General features: G+C 60.6%; 14 protein-coding genes. 8 read left to right on the top strand and 6 right to left on the bottom strand.

Annotation, left to right across the window (positions count from 1 at the left end; translation table 11 throughout):
* Positions 1 to 2 precede the first annotated feature (2 nt).
* A complete protein-coding gene (dnaN, locus tag AC50YA_RS08260; protein ID WP_160676012.1) occupies positions 3 to 1,127 on the bottom strand; it encodes a DNA polymerase III subunit beta in 1,125 nt (374 codons plus the stop codon).
* A gap of 528 nt (positions 1,128 to 1,655) precedes the next feature.
* Entirely contained in the window at positions 1,656 to 3,077 is a 1,422-nt protein-coding gene (dnaA, locus tag AC50YA_RS08255; RefSeq protein ID WP_185262049.1) for a chromosomal replication initiator protein DnaA, read from the bottom strand.
* Positions 3,078 to 3,546: 469 nt separating this feature from the next.
* Between dnaA and rpmH the strand changes: the two genes are divergently transcribed.
* From rpmH to AC50YA_RS08215, 8 genes are all read left to right on the top strand, one after another.
* Positions 3,547 to 3,684 (top strand): 50S ribosomal protein L34, encoded by a 138-nt coding sequence (gene rpmH, locus AC50YA_RS08250; protein WP_003800212.1) that lies wholly within the window; start codon positions 3,547 to 3,549, stop codon positions 3,682 to 3,684.
* Positions 3,685 to 3,724: 40 nt separating this feature from the next.
* A complete protein-coding gene (gene rnpA / locus AC50YA_RS08245) occupies positions 3,725 to 4,135 on the top strand; it encodes a ribonuclease P protein component (protein ID WP_494981808.1) in 411 nt (136 codons plus the stop codon).
* Positions 4,128 to 4,523, top strand: coding sequence for a membrane protein insertion efficiency factor YidD (yidD, locus tag AC50YA_RS08240; protein ID WP_494981807.1), 396 nt, complete (start codon positions 4,128 to 4,130; stop codon positions 4,521 to 4,523). The genes rnpA and yidD overlap by 8 nt, the downstream gene beginning before the upstream one ends.
* A 16-nt stretch (positions 4,524 to 4,539) precedes the next feature.
* On the top strand, positions 4,540 to 5,520 hold the full coding sequence (yidC, locus tag AC50YA_RS08235) for a membrane protein insertase YidC (protein WP_494981806.1): 981 nt from the start codon (positions 4,540 to 4,542) through the stop codon (positions 5,518 to 5,520).
* Positions 5,520 to 6,086, top strand: a complete 567-nt coding sequence (locus AC50YA_RS08230; RefSeq protein ID WP_494981805.1) for a Jag family protein — start codon at positions 5,520 to 5,522, stop codon at positions 6,084 to 6,086. Before yidC ends, AC50YA_RS08230 begins: the two co-directional genes overlap by 1 nt.
* 20 nt (positions 6,087 to 6,106) lie before the next feature.
* Positions 6,107 to 6,757, top strand: coding sequence for a 16S rRNA (guanine(527)-N(7))-methyltransferase RsmG (gene rsmG, locus AC50YA_RS08225; RefSeq protein WP_160676066.1), 651 nt, complete (start codon positions 6,107 to 6,109; stop codon positions 6,755 to 6,757).
* A gap of 86 nt (positions 6,758 to 6,843) precedes the next feature.
* Positions 6,844 to 7,911: a ParA family protein gene (locus AC50YA_RS08220; RefSeq protein WP_494981804.1), complete on the top strand. Its 1,068-nt coding sequence runs from the start codon at positions 6,844 to 6,846 to the stop codon at positions 7,909 to 7,911.
* Between the two features lie 66 nt (positions 7,912 to 7,977).
* A complete protein-coding gene (locus AC50YA_RS08215; protein ID WP_494981803.1) occupies positions 7,978 to 9,291 on the top strand; it encodes a ParB/RepB/Spo0J family partition protein in 1,314 nt (437 codons plus the stop codon).
* A gap of 5,429 nt (positions 9,292 to 14,720) precedes the next feature.
* Here AC50YA_RS08215 and trxA read toward each other — a convergent pair.
* The 4 genes from trxA to murJ all read right to left on the bottom strand — a co-directional run bounded on the left by trxA (position 14,721) and on the right by murJ (position 20,209).
* Complete coding sequence (gene trxA, locus AC50YA_RS08210) at positions 14,721 to 15,047, bottom strand: thioredoxin (RefSeq protein WP_111908381.1); 327 nt, start codon at positions 15,045 to 15,047, stop codon at positions 14,721 to 14,723.
* 36 nt (positions 15,048 to 15,083) lie between these two features.
* Entirely contained in the window at positions 15,084 to 16,040 is a 957-nt protein-coding gene (gene trxB / locus AC50YA_RS08205; RefSeq protein WP_494981802.1) for a thioredoxin-disulfide reductase, read from the bottom strand.
* A 247-nt stretch (positions 16,041 to 16,287) separates the two neighbouring features.
* Positions 16,288 to 17,862: an ABC transporter substrate-binding protein gene (locus AC50YA_RS08200; RefSeq protein WP_494981801.1), complete on the bottom strand. Its 1,575-nt coding sequence runs from the start codon at positions 17,860 to 17,862 to the stop codon at positions 16,288 to 16,290.
* A gap of 181 nt (positions 17,863 to 18,043) precedes the next feature.
* Positions 18,044 to 20,209, bottom strand: coding sequence for a murein biosynthesis integral membrane protein MurJ (gene murJ, locus AC50YA_RS08195; protein WP_494981800.1), 2,166 nt, complete (start codon positions 20,207 to 20,209; stop codon positions 18,044 to 18,046).
* Between the last annotated feature and the right edge of the window lie 91 nt (positions 20,210 to 20,300).

Raw genomic sequence — 20,300 nt, 5'->3', positions numbered from 1 at the left:
ACCTAGTTGGGGAGGCGGACCGGCATAACCAGGTAACGGTAGTCGTCCTGGTCTTCACCGTCGGCGTCTACCTGAGCCGTGATCATGGCGGGCTTCGGCGCCGTGGTGAAGGAGAACCTGACGTACTTCGTTTCGATGACGCTCAGGCCTTCCACCAGGTAGTGGGGGTTGAAGGCGACGGTGATGTCGTCGCCGGAGAGCTGGGCTTCGAGCTCTTCGGAGGCTTGGGCATCTTCGCCTGTGCCGGCATCCAGGTGCAGCAGTCCTTCCGTGAAGGCGAGGCGAACCGGTGTGTTGCGTTCGGCTACCAGCGACACACGGCGTACGGCCTCCACAAGTTCCTGCGTCTGAACGGTTGCGTGAATGGGGGTGGAATCCGGGAACAGCGAACGGATCTTGGGGTAATCGCCATCCACGAGCAGCGAGGTGGTAGTTCGTCCGCCGCTTTCGAAACCGATCAGGCGGCTGTCATCGTCCGCAAGAGCGAGGTTGATGTCGCCGCTGTTCCCAAGAGTCTTGGCCACTTCGTTCAGGGTTTTTGCCTTGACCAGTGCACTGGTGGAAATTCCCGGAGTGGTGGGCTTCCACGGCACTTCGCGCATAGCCAGACGGTAGCGGTCGGTGGCCAGAAGGGTGATGAGATCGTCCTCGATCTCCATGCGGACGCCGGTGAGGATAGGGAGGGTGTCATCCTTGCTGGCCGCAATGATCACCTGTGACACAGCCTGGGCAAAAGCGTCACCCGGGACCGTGCCGCTGATGGCGGGCAACGCGGGCAGCGGCGGGTATTCGGCCTCGGGCATGGTGGCCAGGTGAAAGCTGCTGCGGCGGCAGGTCAGCGTCACTTTGTTGCCGTCGGTCTCCACGAGAACCGGAGCTGAAGGAAGGCTTCGGCAGATGTCGGCGAGGAGGCGTCCGGAAACGAGGATGGTTCCCTCAGCGGTGATGTCCGCCGGGATTTCAAGCCGTGCCGAGGTCTCGTAGTCAAAGCTCGAGAGGCTGACAGTGCCGGCTTCAGCCTTGAGGAGCAGGCCTGACAGCACTGGAACCGGCGGCCGCGGAGACAACGACCGGGCTGTCCAGGTGACGGCTTCTGCCAGGACGTCCCGTTCGACTCTGAACTTCACGGAAGGGTGCCGCCTTTCATTGCTGCTGCCTTGTCTGAACCGGAAACTCCCACAGGGAGCCCAAAAGTAGTGGCGCCCCAACAACGGAACCTGCATGGTTCTTCGATTGCTGAACCACAAAGAAACCCGAGGATGGGAGCGCTGCTGACAGCTTAGCCGGAAGACGGCTGATTAACCCATCCCCGGTCAGGACGCCTGGGGTCCGGAGGCCCTTGGGCCTGGGCCGGTTCAGGGTGCGGATCGAGATTGTTATTTGAGGGAAATCAATTTCTTGGGATTAGTAGTGTTAATAACTGCTGTGGATACTGTGGATAACTCGATCCGGCCGCAGGATCCAGCGGTTAAGCCCTGTTCATGGATTGTGGGCGAAGCAGGTTTTAAACAGGCTGTGGATGGGGATAACAATTTTTGGGTTTTCGCTGATCCACAGGCGCCTTAAGGGTTTTAAGCCCATTAAGCGTGGTTGTCCCCTTAAGGATCCACAGGGTTATCCACATGCACCTGTTAATAAGGTACAGAGGCGGCGGCTCAGGAGTTGCGCTGCTGCTGCTTGATCCTGTTGGTGAGTTCGGTGACCTGGTTGTAGATCACACGACGTTCAGCCATGAGCTCACGGATCTTGCGGTCTGCGTGGATCACCGTGGTGTGGTCGCGGCCTCCGAGTTCCTGGCCGATCTTCGGCAAGGACATGTCCGTGAGCTCGCGGCAGAGGTACATGGCGATCTGCCGGGCGGTCACCAGCGTGCGTGTCCGCGACTTGCTGCAGAGTTCCTCCATGCTGAGCTTGAAATACTCGGCTGTCTGGATCAGGATCTGGCTCGACGTGATTTCCTGGGCGCCGTCGTCGGTTATGAGGTCCTTCAGGACCATCTCCGCCAATGCCACATCGACCGGCTGGCGGTTCAGGCTGGCGAACGCCGTCACCCGGATCAGCGCACCCTCGAGTTCGCGGATATTGCTGGAGATCTTGGAGGCGATGTATTCCAGGGCATCGTCCGGGGCGGAGAGGCCTTCGCTGAGGGCCTTCTTCCGCAGGATGGCGATGCGGGTTTCGAGTTCGGGCGGCTGGATGTCGGTGAGGAGGCCCCACTCGAAGCGGGACTTCATCCGGTCCTCGAATCCTGCCAGCTGCTTGGGGGGCAGATCCGAGGTGATGACCACCTGTTTGTTGTTGTTGTGCAGCGAGTTGAACGTGTGGAAGAACTCCTCCAGCGTCCGGTCCTTGCCGGCCAGGAACTGGATGTCATCGATCAGCAGCACGTCCACGTTGCGGTACGTGGTCTTGAAGCTGGCGCCTTCGTCATCGCGGATGGAGTTGATGAAGTCGTTGGTGAACTCTTCGGAGTTCACGTACCGGACCCGGATTCCGCTGTACAGGCGGCGGGCGTAGTGGCCGATCGCGTGCAGGAGGTGGGTCTTGCCCAGTCCGGAATCACCGTAGATGAACAGCGGGTTGTAGGCCTTGGCGGGCGCTTCGGCCACCGCCACGGCGGCTGCATGGGCAAAGCGGTTGGACGAGCCGATCACGAAGGTATCGAAGACGTACTTGGGGTTCAGCCGGCCGAATTCGTGCGAAGTGCTCGGCAGCATCGGCTGCGGCTTCTGTTCGATCAGCTGGTCCGGTGAGTAGGAAGGTTCGACGACGGGTTCCGGCTCTTTGTGGATCGGCACCAGGTCGGTGTCCACGTCGATTGCGCAGCGGATGTCCTCGGAAAAAACGTTGTGCAGGGCGTCGTCCAGGGCGTCCTTGACCTGGGTCTGGAGGACTTCACGGGTCAGTTCGTTGGGAACGGCCACCAGGAGTGTGGATCCGATCAGGCCCTGTGCCTGCGCCAGGATGACAAAGCCCCGCTGCCGTGGTGAAACGCGGTCGTCCTGCTCGAGCAGGCTCACAACTCGACGCCAGGAACTTCCGACAGTATTGGCGTGGTTGGCTTCGTCTACTGTCATCAATCAGTTCCTCAAAACTTGCGTGCCTGCATTACGTGCAGCCCCAAGTCCCGAACCAGGGTGCTGGTTCAGCTTCATCCACAGGGTTATGCACAGTCCGTGGATAATCGGCTACTGAGCCACTCTAGGGGATCAAAAGGGCAGAAGATAGCTGGGAAGTAGCTTGTGGATAATTACACGGTTGTGGTTCGAAAACAGGCCCTGTGAGCCACTTCATCCACAGGCTGTGGGGCCAGGTTAACCACAGCCTGGACCATGGACCCAGGGGTACCCCGGTTTGACTCTGGGAGGCATTTTGCCCTAACGTTGTGACGTCCTTTGTGTACGCTTTTTGACCCCTTCTGAATCTCTCAGACGCACCGCGTTTGAGCAGCCGGGGGAAGCGTGCACATACAAAACTTAGCGTCGGCCAGTTCTTCCCCTTTTACTGATCGGGTGGGCGCACCTTTGATCCACTGGAGTAACTAACGTGAGCAAGCGGACTTTTCAGCCGAATAACCGCCGTCGAGCCAAGAAGCACGGCTTCCGCCTTCGTATGCGTACCCGTGCCGGCCGTGCCATCCTGGCAGCCCGTCGTGGCAAGGGCCGCACCGAACTGTCGGCCTAGATAACTGACTCGTCGGTAAACTTTTCTTTGCGAGTTTAAGGTGCTGGCCACCCGTAACCGCTTGAGGACTGCAACCGATTTTTCAACAACCGTACGTTCCGGTGTCCGCAATGGACGCCGGAACGTAGTGTTATATGCGGCAGCTATTGCTGCCGACGAACCCAGCCGGATCGGGTTCATCGTTTCCAAAGGTGTCGGGAACGCTGTGGTCAGGAACCTCGTTAAGAGAAGACTGAGAGAAGTCGGTGCTGCCTCGCTGCGCGAGTACGGTACCGGGTTCGCCATAGTGGTCCGGGCCCTGCCTGCGTCCGCTGCCGCCAGCTGGGATCAACTGCTGGCGGACTACAACGCCGCACTGGAATCAACCATGAGCCGGTTGGGCAGCCGCCTTCCGCAGGCTGCTGTAAACGGTTCAACCGGTACAACACAGGAGGGGACACCGCGTGCGTAAGGTAACTGCCGCCGTCGTCCACTACCTCCAGCCTGTTGCTGCCGCCGTGGGCACCTTCCTCTGGAACGTGCCCAGAAACATTCTTATTCTGCTGCTCATGGCCTACCGTAAGGTGATTTCCCCCTTGTATGGCCAGGTTTGCCGCTTCTTTCCTTCCTGCTCGGCGTACGCTCTCGAGGCGATCACTGTCCATGGGGCAGTGAAGGGCAGCTGGCTTGCGGCCCGCCGCCTTGTGCGCTGCCATCCGTGGAATGCCGGTGGTGTGGACCATGTCCCCGCCGGCCACCGCCACTGGCCCGAACACCGGACCCCCACAATTGTTGTGCTGAACAACCCGGACAAGTACCTGGCTGCTCAGACTGATGGAGAAGGCCGTCTTGCGGCCTGACGAATAGGGATATCGTATGGACTTCTTTGAAACAATCATGTTTCCGTTCAAGTGGCTTGTGTCCGCCATTATGGTGGTCTTCCACGATGGCCTGAGCGCCATCGGCATGCCTGCCGCCAATGGTTGGACGTGGACCCTGTCCATCATCGGGCTGGTGCTGGTCATCCGCGCCGCCCTGATTCCCGTCTTCGTCAAGCAGATCAAGGCGCAGCGCGGCATGCAGCTGCTGCAGCCTGACCTGAAGAAGCTCCAGGACAAGTACAAGGGTAAAACCGACCAGCTGTCCCGCCAGGCCATGGCCCAGGAACAGATGGCCATGTACAAGAAGCACGGGACCAACCCGTTCTCGGCCTGCCTGCCCATGCTGATCCAGATGCCATTCTTCTTTGCGCTTTTCCAGGTCCTCTCCGGCATTACGACCGCGGCCACCAGCGGTAAGAGCATCGGGGCGATGAGCCACGAACAGGTTCTTCAGTTTGATGAGTCCAGCATCTTCGGTGCCCCGCTCTCGGCAACACTGCTTCACGGCACACCTGCCGGCGGCAACGTGGTGGCCGTGTGGATTCTGTCGATCGTGATGATCCTGGCCATGACGGCATCGCAGTTCATCACGCAGAAGCAGATCATGGCCAAAAACATGTCCGAGGAGGCCATGGCCAGCCCGTTCATGCGCCAGCAGAAGATGATGCTCTACATCCTGCCGCTCGTGTTCGGTGTGGGTGGCATCAACTTCCCCATCGGTGTCCTGATCTACTGGACCACCACCAACCTCTGGACCATGGCGCAGCAGTTCTTCGTCATCCGCCGCATGCCGACGCCGGGATCCCCTGCTGCGAAGGCTCTCGCCGAACGCCGGGCGGCCAAGGGCCTGCCGGCCCTGCCCATTCTGGGCGGGAAAAAGGCCGACGCCGAAGCGGAGGCAGCAGCCGCAGCCGCGGCCATCGAGCTAAAGGGACAGCGCGTCCAGCCACAGCGTAAGAACAGGAAGAAGAAGTAATGTCAGCCGAGAGCACCGAACACGCCCTTTCCGACGAGATCATTGACGATCAGGACGAATCAGCGACCGACGCCGATGCTTCCCTCAAGGGATCCGCTGCCAGCCGACTCGAAGAGGAAGGCGACGTTGCTGCCGATTACCTGGAGGAACTCCTGGATATCGCGGACATCGACGGCGACATTGACATCGAAGTCCGGAACGGCCGCACCTACATTTCCATCGTTGCTGAAGAAGAAACCGACAGTCTCGACAGCCTCGTAGGCGAAGACGGCGAAGTCCTGGAAGCTCTTCAGGAACTGACCCGGCTTTCCGTCCTCTCCGCAACGGAGAACCGCTCACGCCTGGTGTTGGACATCAACGGCTACCGTCAGCAGCGCGCCGGCCACCTTCAGAAGATCGCCGAGGACGCGGCAGCGTTGGTCAAGGAGTCCGGCAAAGCCGTGGCACTGGAGCCGATGAGTGCCTACGAACGCAAAATTGTTCACGACGCCGTCGCTGACCTGGGACTCGTCAGCGAGTCCGAGGGCGAAGGCGCCGGGCGTCACATTGTTGTATCCGCAGACTAGAGAATGCTGAACCGCTAATCATGGTTGACATCACGGCAGCAGAATTGCTGGCGGCCGAGAAGATTTTCGGTGACCGCCTGGACCTGGCCAAACGCTACGTAGAGCACCTGGCCACGTCCGGAACGGAACGCGGGCTGATCGGGCCGCGCGAGATCCCACGGTTGTGGAGCCGGCACGTCCTCAACTGTGCCGTCATCGAAAGCGAGATCGCGCACGGTAGCCATGTTGCCGACGTCGGAAGCGGAGCCGGACTTCCCGGACTCTGCCTCGCCATCGCGCGGCCGGACCTTGAACTGACACTGATCGAGCCGCTGGAACGCCGGGTGATCTGGCTCCAGGAAGTGGTGGACGATCTGGGCCTGACAAACGTCACGGTGATGCGGACCCGCGCTGAACTGGCAGTCGGCATGGTTAACGCTGACGTTGTGACTGCCCGGGCTGTTTCCGCGCTGAGCAACCTGGCCGGCCTAACCATCCCCCTGCTCGCCGGCAAGGGCGAGGTTGTGGCCATTAAGGGACGCAGCGCAGGTGAGGAAATCGAAAAAGCAGCAAAGGTTATCCGGAAGCTCGGTGGCGTCAAGACCTCTGTAGTGACTGTCGGTGAAAGCCTCCTGGAGGAACCCACCACGGTGGTACGGATCGTCGTCAACAAGTCCCGAAAGATCTCCTAGTCCGGGCCCGGTAGCCTTGGTCTGCAGGGCGAAGCGGTTAGGCTAGACAACGGCAGCAAAAGCCGAATGAGAGAGAGTGTGTCCCAGTGACCAGTAGCGAAGCCTCCACACAACGGATACCCCCGTTTGTGTCTTTGGGGTCAGCACGATCAGTTGCTGGCATGGGTTCCGCGCCGGGACGAGGGGAAAGCCACCCTAATCCGGTTGCAGAAATGGCAACTCTTGCCTCTGTTTCACGTGAAACAACAACGGGCGGCAGGATCAACGTCATGGACACCATGGACGACTCCAGTCCTATCGCCCGGGAGCTCGCGCACGAGACCAGGCGCCGCGAACGGCTGGTTGGCCGTAAACTTCCCAAGCCGGAGAAGACACGCATCTTCACGGTGTCCAACCAAAAGGGTGGGGTCGGCAAAACCACCACCACGGTGAACATCGCCGCTGCCCTGGCCGCAGCGGGCCTGAACGTCCTGGTCATTGATATCGATCCCCAGGGCAACGCATCCACCGCCCTCGGAGTCGAGCACCATGCCGATGTGGACAGCATCTACGATGTCCTGATCAACGATTTCCCTCTCGCTGATGTGGTGGCCCCCTGCCCGGACATCAGCAACCTGATCTGTGCTCCTGCCACCATTCACCTGGCGGGTGCGGAGATTGAGCTTGTCTCGCTGGTGGCCCGTGAACAGCGGCTCCGCAGGGCGATCGATGTGTATGCCAAGACCCGGGCGAAGAATGGCGAAGAACGCCTCGACTACATTTTTATTGACTGCCCGCCGAGCCTCGGGTTGCTCACGGTTAATGCCTTCTGCGCTGCCGGTGAGGTCCTTATCCCCATCCAGTGCGAGTACTACGCCTTGGAAGGCCTCAGCCAGCTCCTTAAGAACATCGAGATGATCCAGAAGCACCTGAATGCAGATCTGGTGGTCTCCACTATTCTCCTCACGATGTATGACGGCCGAACCAACCTTGCAGCGCAGGTGGCAGCGGAGGTTCGCCTGCACTTCCCGGAGCAGGTCCTGGGTGCTGTAGTCCCCCGCTCGGTGCGGATTTCGGAAGCACCGAGCTACCAGCAAACAGTGATGACCTACGATCCTTCCTCCAGTGGAGCCCTGTCTTACCTGGAAGCCGCAGCCGAAATCGCTGAACGCTAGAATCTTCAAGAAGTGCAACAACCGGAGTCCGGCAAGTTCTGACTCTTCCATCGGAGGGATTTATCCATGAGCGAAAAGCGACGTGGCCTGGGCCGCGGTCTTGGCGCACTCATTCCAAGTTCCGCCGGTAGTGCGTCGGGCAACGGCACAGCTGTGTCGCGGCCCGTGGATCTCTTCTTTCCGGAAGGCCGCAAGAAAGTCGTTTCCTCCGACGACGCTTCAGGTAATGGTGGGCCAGCTTCGGATGTTTCCACATCATCCACATCATCCGCGTCGGTTGCGCCGGCTAACGCCAACGAAGTATCGATAACGAAGGAAGCAGCTGCGCCAAGAACGGCCTCCCCGGCCTCCCCCGCCACGTCGCCCGTCAAGGCAGAAGACACGGCGCCGGCCGCGAAAGATCCGGCCAAGGCTCCTGCGAAAGCTCCCGCGGAGAGCCGTGCAGCTGCACCGGCGGTGGATGCTGCGCCCGCGCCGGCTGAAGCCTTGACTGGCGTGTCCGTATTCGACGCACCTGAAACCCAGAGCATTGAGCCGGATAACGGCGTAGATCTTGTGGAAGTCCCCGGCGTACGCTTTGCCGAGATTTCGGTCACCGACATCCATCCGAACCGGAAACAGCCCCGCTCAGTCTTCGATGAAGATGACATGGCCGAGCTCATCCACTCCGTGCGGGAAATCGGCGTCCTCCAGCCAATTGTGGTTCGTACTTCAACCGAAGAGGGTGGAGAACCGTACGAGCTGGTGATGGGTGAGCGTCGCTGGAGGGCAGTACAGGCGGCCGGGATGGATACTATCCCTGCCATCGTCCGGGACACCACGGATGATGACCTCCTCAGGGACGCACTGCTGGAGAACCTGCACCGCAGCCAGCTGAACCCGCTCGAAGAGGCGGCGGCCTACCAGCAGTTGCTCGAAGACTTCGGAACCACTCACGAGCAGCTTGCGGATCGCATTGGTCGTTCACGTCCCCAGGTTACGAACACACTGCGTCTGCTTAAACTTCCACCCCTGGTTCAGCGTCGTGTGGCGGCCAGTGTTCTTTCCGCCGGCCACGCCCGTGCGTTGCTGGCACTGCCGGATGCGGCAGCCATGGAACGCCTGGCCCAGAAGATCGTGGCTGAGGGCATGTCTGTTCGGGCCACTGAAGAGGCCGTCACTCTCTATCAGGATCCCACGAAGCCTGCGAAGAACAACATCCCTCGTCCGGGTGCCCGCCATGAGCGCCTGGACTATCTGGCGTCCTCGCTGTCGGACCGCTTGGATACCAACGTCAAGATTTCCCTGGGTGTCCGCAAGGGGCGCGTCAGCATTGAGTTCGCCAGTGTTGAAGACCTGAACCGCATCATGGAAGTTCTTGCACCGGGGTCTGAAAACTAGCGTTTCGTGTTCAAAGAAGGGTCTGTTTCACGTGAAACAGACCCTTCTTTGCGTCTGGAACTATTCCACCTTTGCATTCCCTGAGTTGCTACTGGTTGCGACCACATCGGTAGTGAGACAGCCCCGAAACTGGAGCCCCGTTTGCATCGGACAGCGTTGGCCCTGATGGGGTTGTTGTTGGCCGTGGCCGTGGACTTGGCACCGTCGACGGCCGGAGACTCCTCCAACAACAGGCGTGATTGGCTGTGTTCCCGCGGCAGCGGTGGACTTCTGTGGGCGTCAGAATTGGGAGAATTGGGACCCATTGGATGTGGTTGCTGTACGAGTTCCACGTGGTCGGGGTCGCGGTCGAACTCTACGGCAGTCCGGTGGGTTGAGCATTCGAACGAAGGCTGCATACCCTGAATGGACTTATGATGCTTTGCACCGAGATGGCCTTGTTGCGCCGAAGCAGTTTGAAGAATGCGTCGATTCTGTCAGATTGTTCGAAATTAGTTTTGGTGCCAAGCCTGTGCGGCGGCGGGAATGCAATGTTCGTTGTCCCCAACTCCAGTCTGTTCCATGGAGCTGGCATTTTTCCTGCCTGTCCGTGCGGGTGTTGGCCAGAGCCTCAGCCTGGCTGGCTGAGTGTGATGGATGCGCCAGATTCGACGTCTCCCCCGGACTTGTTGCCTGCTTGGATTACCTCCTCAGAGGGTTCCGGCAGTGTCAGGTTCGACATGAGAAGGCGACTCCCACCGGCCGTTTCACGTGAAACACCAGTAGACCGCGTGCAAGATCATGCCGGCGGCCCGAGAAATGACGATCATGGGTTGATGTGGACCAGGCTCTCAACGCATGGTCTTGCCATCGAGTCACCTGATCTATAGCTGAGGATGCGGTGGAATTGACCCCTACTTGTCAGCGTCGGAGGAGCTTCGCCTACGGCAGCGCCGAGAGGGGAAGATCCCAGCCTTTGCCTGCTGCCAATGCGGAGTAGGGATGCTCCTACATTGATTGCTGAGCAGGCCGGACCGATCCTTTAGTGGTCCACTAGTTTCACGTGAAACATCGAGACGGATCGTGTGCGCCGTGGCCCGACTATCCGCATGCCCCGAATATCCTGAAGACGCCAGCGTACGGAGTGCATCCCAGATTGTGTCAGCTCCATCCCCGATGCCCACCCACTCCGATGCCCGGGGGAACTGGCGGTTCGTTGTCTTTGGAGTTCACAGCTCAGAGCCGATGAAGACCCCACGCTCCACCTCAAGGAGCTCCTCCCTCACTTTCCTGAGCGGTGATGGGTGCCACGGCAGGCTACGTGCTGCTGGCCAGGTGGATGCCCTCCCAGGGCGCAGTAGGCCCATGATAGGGCGCCCCAGAGGGCCACTATCCGGTGGAAGGACATGGTCGGAGGCCACTGTGGCAACGTCCGTTGTGGCCCGAGTCCCATCCCCGACCCATCGGTGGGCCGCTAGCTTGAAGGGAACGCTTCTAAACGGATCCCAGGACCTGTGAGGTGCCCGCCTCGTGCCCTGAGCTCCGGGCAGCGCAGAAGTATGGGCTAGCGGCGGGACCGGTCGGCGTGTCCCTACGTGTGCGGAACAGTATCATCGGCCGAGACAGACAGACAGACAGACAGACCGACAGACAGACCTTGGCCTCGCCCGATGTGGCCTGCCGTTGAATAGTGTTCTGCGGAGATGGGATGCCGCGGCATGGAGTCTGCGGCGCGGTTTAGTAGACACCAATCTCAGGAATGTAGATCAACCTCCTGGGCTACCCAGTAAAGGCGCCGGCTACATCGCCGGGATGACCATCCATGACCAGTCCTGGAACACTCTTAGCCGTCGGCACGTGGTCGGAGCAGCTCTGCACCAAGGGTCCTGGGAACAGCTCCTCGACTTGGCCTCCCCCGCACTAGGAGATCCCGCAAGACTCGGAACTTGTCCAGACTCGGAGCTTTCGGGAATGGAATGAACTTGATGGTGAGCCCAGTCGTCTGGATCTGCGCCAGCTTGTGGCGGCTGGACTTCCCGAACGGATAGGACCGAACCGAACGGGGGGTGACGCCTATTGCATGCAGGTACCAAAGTGGATTGGCGAAGTGGACGTGAACCAGGATCCAGTAACTACTCGGTGAAAGGGCAATCCTACGGCCTGATCGATTGCGAGTCGCGTGCCACTTTTTCATCATGGGGCGCGGCAAACTAACAGCAACAGCAGTTGAGTCCGACTCAGCTCCAGGGCCGCAGGGTGTGAATTGCGCGGTGGATATCGCTGTGGATAACTTTGTGGATAGATTGCTTGGTGGCGAGCATCACGAAGGGATTTGACGCGCACCAGCACATCCAGGAACTAGTAGCCTGCACGCGCATCAGGGAGCGACTGAAGCCCTGTTTCACGTGAAACATTGCCAAGCCCCCCGTCCCGCACCCTATTGGCTCGGAAAGAGACTCCAATAGTTGGATTTCGGGCAGTATTTCTGGTTCCGCATGAGCGTCCTTCTCCTCTGTGTTGTCTGTCACGGGGTGGCTGCCAATTTGAGTGTGATCGTTGGACTCGAGTGTGGACTCAGCGGCAGTGCATCCATGATTTGCAGACCCGTGGATAAGCCTGTGGATATCGATGTGGATAACATTTGGGGATAACTTCAAAGGGAGTGGATCGCCAACGTGGTGGAACCGGTCAGCCGTACCCAACAGTCATGCTTCTGATGGAGCGATTGACTCCTCAGCTGGCGTCATCTATCGCCTGGTTGAGGTCCTCCAGATGGAGTTGGCCGGTCAGGTATCTCTCCACCGCTTTACCAGGAGGCCCGGCACAGGCCCTTGGGTTCATGATCTGACAACAGAGCGCGTGTATGAATGGTGCCAGGAGCCGTGCTCGAATGCCTACCGTGCGGTGCGTCGACTATGGGTGCCGCACTGACCGTAAGCACTAGCGCTGACTGACACGTTGATGACTGCGGTAGGCGACTCTAGTTCCGTCATCCGTTGACTGGATAGAGATCGACGGCAGCGGCATATCGGGATGTGCGTGATGTGGTGAAGCCTAAAGCCTAACGCCTAACGCCTAACGCCTAACGTTTAACGCCTAACGCCTAGCTATGAGCGACTAATGGGCGGCCGCGCTCGTCCAGTCTAGGTTCAGGCTGACGCGCCCCGTCGGCGCAGCAAACTGTTCGCTCGGGCTGGTGCTCAGCCGTCGCGCAAGCATGCACAGGGCCACGTGGGCACTGTGGAGGGTGTCTGGGGTGCGGAGCGTGGCTGCTGGGTGGAGAATTCGGTTTCGTGTGGCCAGCGTGCCCGGCCTGTCCGGTGGATCCGGGTGGAGGATTTCGGGCAGTGTCGCAAGGGTCTTGACGTGGCCTTGAGGCCAGCTTGCAGTTCGGTGCCGTGGCGAGCTGTCGGCCCATGTGAAGCCAGAGTCCCTGACATCCTATCCAGTGAAGGACGGCATCTCTTCGCTGCATTCGTTTCACGTGAAACATCACGTTCGCGCTCTAGTCAATCGCGAAGCTAGACCCGGCATTGAACGTGTTTCACGTGAAACAGTACGTTGCAGAGAGAACTCCGTCTTCTAGGCCTCCTACGCTGACCTTCCTCTTGAGGTGCGCGAGAGATCGATGGGTACGGTGCTATTACTACGAGCACGGGCGTCGCGTAACGGATGAGGCGTATCAGGTGTGTGTCGGTACGGTCGAAGGGCAGTCCCGGAGCGATGTCAGTCATGGAAAATCTCCCTATGTTGCTTCCCTTTCGGGCCAACCACATTAATGGAATTCCCGCACAAAGCGGCGATGCGTAGGAGTAGGTCTTGTCCACGAGTGCGAACAAATGAGGGCGGCCAGGCGGGTGGCGGCCTCCCTCGCTGGACTTTTGATTCTTATTCGAGACTGGAGTCCTCCTCGGAAAGGCAGTGTGAAGATCCAGGTCTACGGTGCCAAATCCGTTCCGACGGCAGCTTCATTGTGCCGGTAGGCCGCCCGCGATGCGTGAGTACGCCCTGCTTCGCTGAATTTGGGGATGCACCTGGCCGTGTGGTCACCGTGGGCGGACGACACTGGGTTGCGTGTAACTGATCTGGCCGTAAATGAGCTGGCAACAGTCACGGCAAGTGCAACTCACGCCATGCTGAAATTGGTGATGAGGATCGCGCGAATGGAGGGGCAGGACATCGAGTCTTGGACGAAACTGCCATTCATGCCCAGAATTTGCTTCAATTGGTCGGTTACTCCGGCCGGCAGCGGATCAGCTCCCCCGGATCAGCTCGTCCGACCAGCTCGCCCGACCAGCTGCGCCCAGCCTGAGTCAACCATTGGAACTGCCGTTTCCCGATGCGGCAGCTGCAAGTCGGTGTTTGATTCAATCCAGGCGAGCCCGAGGCGACTGGAACGCTCAGAATCTAGCCAGGGTGTTTCGGCTGATCCTATCTTCCAGACTCCCAGTGTTGTCCCAGCGAACTGGAAATCGATCGAGTGGATCTGCGGGCTATGATAATTTAACCGTATTACGGTGCTCAATCGACTCTTGATGGCCGACTTGGGGGTAATAGGGGTACATGCTGTCCACAGGGTGACGGGCGTAGTACACCGAATCCCCGTGCAGCTGATGCTTGGTGGTTGTGCTGAGTGGCGGCAAGGCCATTTTCCAGCAGGACGGAGTCTTCCTCTGCGGGATTGGGCGGTGTTTCACGTGAAACAAAGCATGGGGTTCGGATCTGAGCGCAGATCGAGACCACTTGGGGTGTTGGTAGGTGGGTTGGAATCAACTGCTGCCAGAGACGCGAAACGCTATCGCCGCGAGTCAGGGAAGGGGCCATTCAGATTGCATAATCAGCAAAGTGGGGATCACGTGATCGACGGAGGTTGTCGTCCCTTCGGGGAACGAAGAATCGCTCTGGGACGCTCGCTTCAGCGGTCGTCAATGTTTCACGTGAAACAGGGCAAAGAGTCGCTTCCGTGCGGAGAACGTCTCGCAGGACTGGAAAGTGGGCTGAATGGGTGTACTCTCAGCGAATCTTAGCGATCTTGGCGAGGGCCAACTGAAACGCTGCTCAGAGGGCAGGGGCAGCAAGATATCCACATCTCGGGTGCCATTCGTCGCGCCGGGGAACACGAAACTGACTTAGGGCTCTCCATGCTCCGATCGTCACTGTTTCACGTGAAACAAGACTTTCGAATATGGAGGCCCGGACGGTGGTTCAGCGGCAGTTCCACTGACCGGAGCCTTGTAGCATGCCGGTCCTTAGCCCAATTCTTCCAGACCCTGCACTGGTTTCCAGTAGGCCCATGATCAGTTGGTGACGTCTGGGAACGGATCAAGGTCGAATACAACCATATTGAGTCGGATTGGCGCGCTCTGAAACGCCTGTGGCCACTGCTTCGGGGAAGCAGTGGCCACAGACCGGTTGTTACCCGGTAATGCTGGGCCGTAGGCCCTAACTGACTAGGACAGGACGTCCGCAAATTCCTTTTCGAAGAACTGCTTCGGCCTCGCACCGATAACAGTGCTCTTCACTTGGCCGTCCTGGAAGAGGTAGACGGCGGGGATGGACGTGATGCCGTACTCGGCAGCGATGGCGGGGTTGTCATCGACGTTGACCTTGACGACATTCACCTTCTCGCTGTATTCGACCGAGATCTCGTCGAGGATGGGTCCCAGCTTGCGGCAGGGGCCGCACCATTCAGCCCAGAAGTCCACAATCACTGGCTTGTCGGCGGACAGTACGTCCGCACCAAAACTTGCATCTGTTACGTCTTTAGCGTTGCTCATAACCTTGTCTCTCTCTTCGAATGGCGGTTACGCGAATTACGCGTGGAGGTCTGCGAGGTAGTGTTCCACATCGATAGCGGCAACACATCCGGAACCGGAGGCCGTGATGGCCTGACGGTACGTGGGGTCAACTACATCGCCGGCGGCGAAGACGCCCGGGATGCTGGTCCTGGAACTCCGGCCCTCAACGGCGATGGTGCCGGCCGCCGTGATCTCCAAGGAGTCCTTGACCAGGTCGGTGCGGGGATCGTTTCCGATGGCCACGAAGACGCCGGTGACGGCGAGATCGGACACGGTGCCGTCCTGCAGATTCTTGATCTTGAGCCCGGTGACCTTGTCGGCTCCGATGACGTCATCAACGGAGCTGTTCCAAATGAACGAAATCTTGTCGTGGGCCAGGGCGCGGTCTGCCATGATTTTGGAAGCTTTGAGTGTGTCGCGGCGGTGCACAACGGTGACGGACTTGGCGAACTTGGTCAGGAAGAGGGCTTCTTCCATCGCCGAGTCTCCCCCGCCGATAACTGCAATGTCCTGGTCCTTGAAAAAGAAACCGTCGCAGGTTGCACACCAGCTGACACCGTGCCCGGAGAGGCGCTTTTCGTTCGGGAGGCCGAGCTCACGGTAAGCGGATCCGGTGGAGAGGATGATCGCCCGCGCACGGAAGGTCTCACCGGTGCCGATGGTGACAGTCTTGATGTCGCCGTCGAGGCCCAGCGCGGTGACATCCTCGAACTGGATTTCGGTTCCGAACCGGGCTGCCTGCTTTTCGAAGTTCTCCATGAGGTCCGGCCCCATGATGCCCTCGGGGAAGCCTGGGTAATTTTCGACGTCGGTGGTGTTCATCAGTTCGCCGCCGGCGGTGACTGATCCTGCCAGAAGCAAGGGCTTCAGGTTGGCGCGCGCCGTGTAGACAGCGGCCGTGTACCCGGCCGGGCCCGAGCCGACGATGATGACATCACGTACTTCGGACGCGGTGTTTTCTGCGTTGCTCACTGAACGGTGAACCTCTTCCTTAGTCGATGCGCCGGCTTTTGCGGCCGGCCACATGGCACAACTGAATCTTGGTGGTGAATATTCCGGGCGCCGCGCGAACGGAGGAACCATCAGTGGTGATGACCCCGTCACCTGGACGGGACGCATTACCAGATTACCGTCTGAAGACAGCTGAGCCGCGTCTGTTACTGCGGAGCAATGCTCCGGGCAGAACAGCCGCGGCTCAACAGGAGCGGCGCTGGTGGCCCTACTGGATCTTGATTTCCGCCAGGCGTATGCCAAAGCCGTAGCGGGTCTTTGGGGCGGCGAGCTTGGGAAGCGACTTGATGGACACGATCACGTACTGTGCCTCCACTGGCTCGGCCAGCGGCATGGTCAGATCTGCTGACGTGAAACTGTTGGTCCCCACCAGCTTTGCGCCGTCCAGTGACGGACGGTCATTGGTGAAGACACTGAGGTTGCCGCCAGAGGCTCCGAGCTGAGTCAGGGTGACCGACGAAACCTTTGCCGGATTCTTCAGCTTGATGAACAATGGAACGCCATCTTTTGCCAGACCGCCCCAGCCCTCGGTGGCAAATTCCATGTCCGACCAGTAGCTGGCTGCGTTGCCGTCAAACGCCTTCACCAAATCCACGTCGTAGGTGGCTGCGAAGTCAAAATCACCTTGGCGGGTGATGTTCTCGATGGCCGGTGGTGCTGCTGGCGCTGCGGAGCTCTGGTTAGGGGAAGCCGACCCCGTGTTTGGCTGAGTTGCGCCCGTCGAGTTCGAGGATGGGGCGGCTTGAGGGCCCGTTTTGAAGAGACTCCCCAGGTTGGTGACCGCAAAGACCAACCCTGCGATCAGCACCACGGCAAGGAGTCCGCCCACCAGCCAGCGCATGGAGCGGGGCTCACGCTCGGGCTCTTCGTCGTCGTAATAGTCATCCGTCCCGCCGGAAGGCGGTACCGTCGCCGCAGGAGAGGTTTTCCGGGCAAGCGACGGAAAGGCGCGCGCTGCACGATCGGAGCGCTCGGGTGTTTCGGAGCCCCCGGCTTCGTCGTAGCCTGCTGCATCCTGGGAGCCGTTGGAGTAGTCGTCCTCAGACCACAAAGAAACCTTGGGCGCATCGGACGATGCGCCGGTCCTGGGCTCAGCGGGTCCGGAAACCGACCGGTTTTCTGCGGCCTGCACTGGTTGCGGCGCAGTTACGTGCTGGTGTGCAGCAGTGGCAGCGGCTGCCCCCGCGCCAGCGACGGCCCCTGCGCCAGCGGCCCCGGTCCTGGCAGAAGCCGACGCCGGACGGACTGCCGGGCGGAGCGGCGGACGGGCAGGAACAACCGGGGGTACCAGCGGCGGAACTACCGGCGCGGCAGACCGGAATGAATCAACCTGGCTGGGGTGATTGTCCGCGTAGTTAATGTACCCGGCGTCGATGTTCTCCTCATCGTCGTATGGTTCGGGTTCGTGGGAACGCGCCTGGCCGAAAATTTCGCTGCCAAGGGTATCCGTGAAGAACGGTTCGACGTAAGGCGCGTCGGAGGCAACCACGAGGTCCAGCAAGTCTGCCGCGGAGGTGTGGTTGGTGATGAGGTACGTGGCAGCCTCGGTGACGCCGAGGTCCAGGACCTGGACGTTGCCCGGGCGTTCACCGGTAGCCACCTCGCGGGCGCTCTGGGCCACCTGTTCGGTGTTGTCCGGGCCGGCGACCAGAATGCTGACCGGTCGGTTGAGAACCTGGTCCACCCCGTCCAGCACCAGATCCTGGTCGTGTGAGGTCAATACCGTAGCTGTGACCTTGTAGCGGCCGCCGAGTACTGATCCAACGTCGATCGGGTGGGACACGTGTTCCTCCTAGACTGTCCGGGAATGCCGGCGTAGATGATGCCAGCGCCGGTCAGAAACCGGTCAAAAGCCAGTCGGCGAGCCGGTCTGCGCTTGCCTGCAACTACCCCTGTTCACTGTCGATCCTAGCCGATCGGCTATGGCCGCCGTGGTCGACAGGCAACCGGAAACCGCGCGAAGATCACTTTTTTCGAGGCCGTCGTGGCCTGAAATGGGGGTTCTGTCCGGCCTGGCCCTGGAACGTGCGCCGGCCGGGAAGTGGAATCTCGTCGCGCAGCAGCCCGCCCCGCGCTGTGCCGGGCACATCCTCGGCGGGAAGGTATCCCGCGGCGGGTTCAGTGCCCTCGCCAGTAGCCCCGTCAGCGATCCCGTCAGTTTCCTCATTGGCGCCCTCACCTGGACCCGAGGCGGCACGCACTCTGGGATTTCCTCGAAGAGTTTCCGGCGCCGAAGGCGCTGCCTGGGGTTCAGGTACGGGTCCTGCGCGGAATGACACGGCGTCGAATTCGCCGGAGATCCGGGGAATCAGGCCGGTGTCCACCGCGACCGTGGCGCGTTCCGGCGTCGGACGTTCCGTTCCGGAATCCTCGGCACCCGCAGCGGACGACGGCGCTCCCCCGGCGCCGTCCGACGGTCCGGTACCGCGCCCCAGCCGTCCCAACAGGGGGCGCATGAGGTCGCGGAGTTCCGCGACGTTGAAGATCTTGAGCAGGAAGAGGTAGGCAAACAACATGATGGGTCCGACGACGATGACTGTCACCAGGGCAGCCGGCCGGCCGCTCCAGGCGAAGCCGTCCGCGCTGTAGCTGCCCATCAGCCACAGGGCCCCGGCGCCCGCGATCGCGGAACCGAGCGCCGCGTAGCCCATCCGGATATACGAGTTGGCGATCCGCGGCCCGTCGAGGTGGCCCAGAAGCCGGCGCAGGAAGAAGGCGCTGATGATCACCGAGAGGATGTTGCCCACCATGTACAGCAGGGCGATGGCGTAAATGATCTGGCCCACCGGCAGGAACTGGATCCCAAAGGCACCGGCCACGTAGACCACGGCGAGCAGCAGTTGGATATTGAAGGGTGTACGGGCGTCTTCATTGGCGTAAAAAACCCGCGACATCATGAAGTTGGCGCTCATAAACGGGGTGCTGAGCGCGAGGATAGTGAGCGTCTGGGCGAGCATCACGCCGTCCTGGCGAGGACCACCGGAGAAGAACATGCCCAGCGGCCCCGCCAGCGCAAACAGTGCCAGCGCGCCAAAGACGGTGGCCACCGCCATGGTGCGGAGGCCGTGCGAGAGGGCATCGCGGAGTTCTGCGCGGTTGCCATCCTGCGAAGCGCGGGTCATGCGGTTAAAGAGGACAGTGGCGAGGGATAGCGCAATGATCGAGTGCGGCAGCAGGTACAGCTGGCTGGCCACCTCCAGGACCGCGTTGCCGGGCAGCATCTCTGCCGCCGGATCCCCCGCAGCCTTCAGCCGGAGGCGCTCGGCACCGGGAATAGTGGCGATACGCATGACGTACAGGAACGCCAACTGCCCGACGGCGGCCGTCAGGAGCGTCCAGACGCTCAGCTTCGCGGCCTGGCCAAGGCCCACTCCGCGCCAGCCAAACCGGGGCCGGAGACCCAGCCTCAGGCGGATCACCGGGATCAGCAGGATGGCTGTCTGGGCCACCACGCCTATGGTGGAGAAGCCGGCCACAAGCAGGGTCTGGGATGGGCCCCAGTTGTCCAGCGTGTGCGGATTCATGGCGTTCTCGCCGAAGATCCAGATGAACATGCCCAGGCCGCCAATGGCCACCAGGTTGTTCATGATGGGGGCCCACATGGCCGGCCCGAACGCGCCGTTGGCGTTGAGGACCTGCGTCAGCAGGGCGTAGAGGCCGTAGAAGAAGATCTGGGGCAGGCACCAGAAGGCGAACGCAACTGCCAGGGCCTTCTGCTGCGGCGAATACCCCTGTGTGGTCAGCTCAATGACCCACGGAGCAGCGAGCGTGACCAGCGCTGTGAGGCCCAGCAGCAGGAGCACAGCCAGCGTCAGCAGCCGGCTGATGTAGTCCGCTCCCCTGTCCGGGGCCTTGCTCGCCTTGATGATCTGCGGCACCAGCACGGCGTTGAACACACCACCGGCCACCAGCAGGAAGATCAGGTTGGGCAGGTTGTTGGCATTGATGAACGTGTCGTTAACCGTGGAGCCGAGGCCCAGCGCGGCACCCAGCATCCAGGTCTTGCCGAAGCCCAGGAACCGGGATACCAGGGTGCCTGCAGCCATGATGGCGCTGGACCGGGTTTCACTCGCGGATTCGCTCGGGGCGGCGCGGCGCGCTTTATCGGAGGGGGGATTGGTAGCTGACATCGAGTTCATCGTCTCACCCGGACGCTGTTTGTACCGCAATGGACAGGCCATATGCCGGTGCAGGCATACACGCAACTCCGGCGGAGGCGGC

The organism is Pseudarthrobacter sp. RHLT3-21 (assembly GCF_059383495.1).
The sequence above is the reverse complement of the archived record's forward strand: the minus strand, read 5'-3'. Positions and strand labels throughout refer to the sequence as shown.